The sequence below is a fragment of the Mycobacterium sp. genome (genome assembly GCF_035640695.1).
GTDB lineage: Bacteria > Actinomycetota > Actinomycetes > Mycobacteriales > Mycobacteriaceae > Mycobacterium.
Map to the genome: position 1 here is coordinate 1 of NZ_DASQVQ010000096.1, position 5,525 is coordinate 5,525.

Sequence of the window (5,525 nt, forward strand, 5' to 3'; positions counted from 1 at the left end):
TGATCGCCAACGAGCGCTTGTTGCTGTTGAGCATCGTGAAATACAGCGCATCCACATCGGGGATGTCGCGCAACTGATTGCGCGTCACATCACCCCCGCTGGTGCGCTCCACCTTCAACACATCCGCGCCGAACCAGGCCATCATCTGCGTGCACGCCGGGCCGGCCTGCACCCCGGTGAAGTCGATCACCTTAATGCCGCTCAGTGGTAGTTGGTTCATGATGAATTTCCTTTCTCGTGGAATGACTTTGATGTCGGCATCCGGACGGCTGTCACGAGTGCCCGAGGCCTTTGGGGTTGAGGCTGGTCAGATGGCCGCTTTCGGTGCCGGCCGTCGGGTCGATCACGCAATCGATAAGCGCGGGAACGCCCTTGGCCAGCGCCTCGCCCAGGGCGGCGGTGAGTTCGGCCGGCGTCGTGGCCTGATAGCCCGTGCCGCCGAACGCCTCGATCAGCTTGTCGTGACGAGCCCGCAGCGCGGTCGGCGCCGGGTCGCTGTCGGCGGAGACATCGTCACCGCGGTAGACGCCGCCATTGTTGAAGACCACCACCACGATCGGCAGCCGGTAGCGACAGATTGTCTCCAGCTCCATTCCGGAAAACCCGAACGCGCTGTCACCCTCGATCGCGACGACCGGGTCGCCGGTCTCCACGGCGGCGCCGATCGCATAGCCCATGCCGATACCCATGATCCCCCAGGTGCCACTGTCGAGGCGGTGACGCGGCACCCGCATATCGATCACGTTGCGTGCGAAGTCGAGTGTGTTGGCGCCCTCATTGACCACGTACGCCTGCGGGTATGCCCGCAGCACGTCGCGTATGGCCCGAAGCGCGCCGTAGAACTGCATCGGATGCGGGTCTGCCGAGAGCCGCTGCGACATCTTCGCGACGTTCTGCGCCGAGCGGGCGGACAGCTCGTCGCGCCACGGCGCCGGAGCAGTTATTTGGCCGCGGTTCCGCTCGAGCAGCGCCTCCATCACCGAGCCGATGTCGCCGACGAGCGGCGCCGCAATGGGCTGGTTGCTGTCGAACTCCGCCGCCTCAATGTCGACCTGGATGAACTTCGCGCCGGGGTTCCACTGGGGTGCTTCGCCATGACCGAGTAGCCAATTCAGCCGTGCGCCGACCAGCATCACCACATCGGCTTCGCGCAACGCCAGCGAACGGGCGGCGGCGACGGACTGCGGATGGTCGTCGGGCAGCAGCCCCTTGGCCATCGACATCGGCAGGAACGGCAGTCCGGTGCTTTCGATGAACGTCTGAATCTGCTTGTCGGCCTGCGCGTAGGCAGCGCCCTTGCCAAGCACGACAAGCGGCCGCTGTGCACCCGCGAGCAGAGTGACGGCGCGGTTCACCGCGTCGGGCGCAGGCAACTGGCGCGGCGCTGGGTCGACCACCCGCCACAGCGACGACCCTCCCTTGCCGGCTTCGATGATCTCGCCGAGCACCGCGGCCGGGATGTCGAGGTAGACCCCGCCGGGCCGGCCGGACACCGCGGTGCGGATCGCCCGGGCGATGCCGCGGCCGATGTCCTCGGCGCGGTCGACTCTATAGGCCGCCTTTGCGAAGCGTTCGGCCGCGGTCATCTGGTCCAGCTCCTCGTAGTCGCCGCGTTTGAGGTCGACGATGTGTCGTTCACTGGATCCCGAAATCTGCACTACCGGGAAGCAATTCGTGGTGGCGTTCGCGAGCGCAACGAGGCCGTTCAGGAACCCCGGGCCCGAGACCGTCAAACACACGCCCGGCTTCTTCGTCAGAAAGCCGGCTGCGGCGGCCGCGTGAATCGCATCACTTTCGTGACGAAAGCCGATGTAGCGGATTTCCGATGCCTGCGCAATGCGAGCGAGGTCGGTGATCGGGATACCCACCAATCCGTAGATGGTGTCCACGTCGTTGAGCTTCAGCGCATCAACGACCAAATGGTAGCCATCGGTGAGTTGTTGTTGCGGCTCTGCGCCGTTCACCAGGGTGTCGCGTGAGTCGTTGATGGTCATAATGCTTCGTCCCTCAATTCGTCTGGTGGTTTAGCTCTTACCGTTAACGCTCCGCCACGTCGGCGGTCGTGTCCAAGACTTATCGTCGAACATGCGATAAGCGGGGACTATCAATGCCGGGCGGGCGCGTTTGTCAGCGGGTGTTCGAATAATTCATTGAGCGCCAAGCCCTTCGCCGCGACTACGAACGCCCGGGCGGCTACCGAACCGGGGGTTGTCGCATTGATGGCAACCGACATCTGCGCACGGCTATCCGGCTCGATCAATCGGGCGACCCTGGTCGTGCCGATAACTGGCAGGGCATGTAACCAGGTGTGCGGCACGATCGTGGCCCATTCTCCAGCGCCAACGAGCGCGTACAGCGAAGCGACGGAGTCGGTTTCCGCGTGCGGGTGCAACGCGATGCCGGTTTCGGCGAACGCCTTGTCGATCACTTGGCGGATCCTCATGTCCGGCGTCAGCAACGCAAGCGGCAATTGTGCCGCGTCAACCCATCTCATGGCTGAATTGCTTGGCAGGAGCCGGTCATTTGATGCAACAACGACGTAGCGCTCCTCATAGAGCGGCACGACGTGCAAGCCCGCGCCGCCCTCGGCGTCGAATTGAGCGATGGCGGCGTCTAGCTCGAATTCGCGCAGTCGTCGATAGAGTTCGGCTGAGGACAACCGTGATTCGATCTCAACCTTTGCCAGCGGGTGCGCCGCGCAGAATGCCGCCACGGGGAGGGCAAGGGTTGTCGATGCCGTGGGTTCCACTCCCAGCCGCAGCGTCCCGGTGATGCCGGACTGAACGGCGGCGGCCTCGGCCTTGAACGCATCTTTCTCGGCCAGGATCCGTCTGGCCCACACGACCAGCCGCTCCCCTTCCGCGGTGAGTCCCTCAAAGTTGTGTCCGCGGTTGATCAGGGTGACGCCGAATTCGCGCTCCAACTTGGCGATGGACGCCGACAGTGCGGGCTGCGACACAAAGCACACTTCGGCCGCGCGCGCGAAGTGTCTTTCTCGCGCGACGGCGACGAAGTACTCAAGCTGACGGAACAGCACCCGCGAGCCTCTCGTTCGCTATCCGACGCCAAGCGCGAGCTTGCCAACCGGCGGCGCAGAGCACGCCACCCAGTGCGACGAGTTGTACGGCCGGTGCGAACGCCGGTGCGTGCAGTACCAGCACCGCCCCGAGTAAGGCGCCGCAAACCAGGCCCACCAGCACGATCAGATGGTGCTGGATGTCGCGGAGCCGGTGCCCGGTCGCCAGCCAGCCGACCAGGATTGTCAGCGACCCGGAAAGAAACGTTGTGTTGAGTCCCGGGCCGAACCGTTGCATCGACGCGCTCTGCATGCCAAGGGCGATTGCGCCGAGGCCGAGCAGCGTGGCCTTGGCGACGATGCCGTGGTGCCCCGTGGTCCACCAGCAGGCCGCGTAGGCGACGAAGATCACCGCTTCGATCGCCAGCGCCCGGGTGATGGCCGACGGCCAGACCGGGTCGTCAGGTTCTGGGCTGCGGGCAATGCGCGCACCGATCGCCGCGCCGGCCATGAAACAGACGAGTGACACGACGACGCGTCCGACGCGTTCGCCGTTCTGGTGCGCTAGCGAGATGCCGGCCAGCACCAAGTTGCCCGTCATCGCGCTGGTGAAAACGTGGCCCAGGGTGAGGTAACCGATTGCGTCGGTGGCTCCGCTGACGGCAGCCAAAACCATGGCGGCGACGTTTCGCACTCGAATGAGCAGATCCGGTCCCGAATGGGGGTCCATTGCCACGCGCCGGTTCTTCCGCCAGATACCCATGCGGTCAAGACTTTCCCGACCCCGGCGCCATGTCATCGTTGCTGACCTGCACTCAGGCCCCCCGTTAACCAGAAACGTTGCGTGGCGGTCAACCCCCAACCGCGCCGAGCAGCCGGGCGGTAGGATTTCCGGTGGTATGTCCCTGCGGCTGCTGCCTTTTCGCTCCAGATGGGCGCTCGGCCCGAAATCCGTTAACCGCCGCGCCTGTCAGCGAAAGCTTCGTGCTACCTGGAAGCGATCGACCGACCCTTTGGGGGTGAGCGGCAGCCGGTCGGCGAAGGCGATTCGTTCGGGAATCTCGAACGGGGCGAGGCGGTCGCGGCAGTAGCGCGTCAGATCGCTGGGCCCGACGTGAAATCCGTTGTGGGGCACGATAACCGCCGCGACCCGCTCGCCGTACAAATCGTCCGGAACGCCGAACACCGCGGCGTCGGCAACGCCGGGATAGGACATCAGAACCTCTTCGACATGTTCCGGTGAAATCTTCTCGCCGCCGCGGTTGATCAGTTCCTTGATGCGACCTTGCACGGTCAAAATCCCATCGTCGCCGACGCTGCCGAGATCGCCGGTGCGCACCCAGCCGTCGACAAACGTGCTCGCGGTGGCCGTGGTGTTGTCGAGGTACCCACGTACAACGGTCGGCCCGCACAACCAGATTTCGCCGGTCGCTCCGAGCGGACATGCGTTGCCGTCGCGATCAACAATCCGCACCGACACGCCGGTGGGTGTGCCGACCGTATGCCACCGAGTGCGTCGATCGTCGGACGGCAACACGCTAGTGGCTTGGTGGGTGGCTTCGGTCATGCCATATGCGGCGAGCACCGGCGCGTTCAGGGTTGCCTCAATCCGTTCGGCGGTGGCCGCCGACAGCGGTGCGCTACAGCTGCGGACGAAACGCAGTCGATCGTGGTAGCCGCCGGGAAGGTCGATCGGGACGCGGTCGAGCAGTATCTGGTGGATCGTCGGCACGGCCGTGTACCAGGTCGCATCAACGGTGGCGAAGTCGTCCCAGAAGGTGTGCGCGGCGAACCTCCCCCGCGCGGGCAGCACGATTGCGCCCCCGGTGGCCAGGGTGGTGAGCAAGGTTGCGATTAGCCCGTGGCCGTGGAACAACGGCATGGCCGCGACCGTCGCATCGGACGGGCTCAACCGGTAGGCGGCGGCGATGCCGGCAATGGCGCCCGCAAGGTTGTCGTGGGTCCAGGGCACCAGTTTGGGCGTTCCTGTGGTGCCCGAAGTGACCATGATCAACGCGTCGCGGTTGGTCAGACCGGGTACCGGCGCGGCAATGGCGCGGGCCGGATCGCCCGTGACGAGGTGACTCACCGGCTTTGCGTGGGAGGTCCCGGGTTGCAAGGCCTCCAGTCGCCATTCGGGACAGTCCGCGCCAGACGCGCCAGGATCCGGCACGTGGGCGTCGGTCAGGGTTACCCGTGCACCGACGCGGTCGGCCCGCGCTCGTCGCTCGGCCGCGGGCAGCGCCGGGTCAACCGGGGCAACGACAAGGTCTGCGCGCGCCGCGGCGAGCAGTGCCACGACGAACTCGATGCTGTTGGTCGCCCGGAGTGTGACGACATCGCCGGGCCGCAGTCCCGACCGCCGCAACGCCGCGCACTGCTCGACAACCAGCTCGGCCAGGGCGGCGTAACCGATTCGGCGGCGCTCAGCGCCAACGATCAATGCCGTTGCATCCGGAGTACGTTCGGCGATGCCGTCGAGAAGCTCGCCGAGCCGCCACGACGGCGC

General features: G+C 65.7%; 5 protein-coding genes. All 5 read right to left on the minus strand.

Annotated elements, in window-relative coordinates; translation table 11 throughout:
- Window positions 1–220 (minus strand): CoA transferase (locus VE759_RS11500; protein ID WP_324931983.1); only part of this gene is annotated, 220 nt, incomplete at its 3' end.
- Window positions 221–272: 52 nt separating this feature from the next.
- Window positions 273–1,994, minus strand: coding sequence for an oxalyl-CoA decarboxylase (gene oxc, locus VE759_RS11505; RefSeq protein ID WP_324931986.1), 1,722 nt, complete (start codon window positions 1,992–1,994; stop codon window positions 273–275).
- 110 nt (window positions 1,995–2,104) lie between these two features.
- Complete coding sequence (locus VE759_RS11510) at window positions 2,105–3,037, minus strand: LysR family transcriptional regulator (protein ID WP_324931989.1); 933 nt, start codon at window positions 3,035–3,037, stop codon at window positions 2,105–2,107.
- Window positions 3,018–3,692, minus strand: a complete 675-nt coding sequence (locus tag VE759_RS11515) for a YoaK family protein (RefSeq protein WP_324931992.1) — start codon at window positions 3,690–3,692, stop codon at window positions 3,018–3,020. The genes VE759_RS11510 and VE759_RS11515 overlap by 20 nt, the downstream gene beginning before the upstream one ends.
- Window positions 3,693–3,986: 294 nt before the next feature.
- Window positions 3,987–5,525 (minus strand): FadD7 family fatty acid--CoA ligase (locus tag VE759_RS11520; protein ID WP_324931995.1); only part of this gene is annotated, 1,539 nt, incomplete at its 5' end.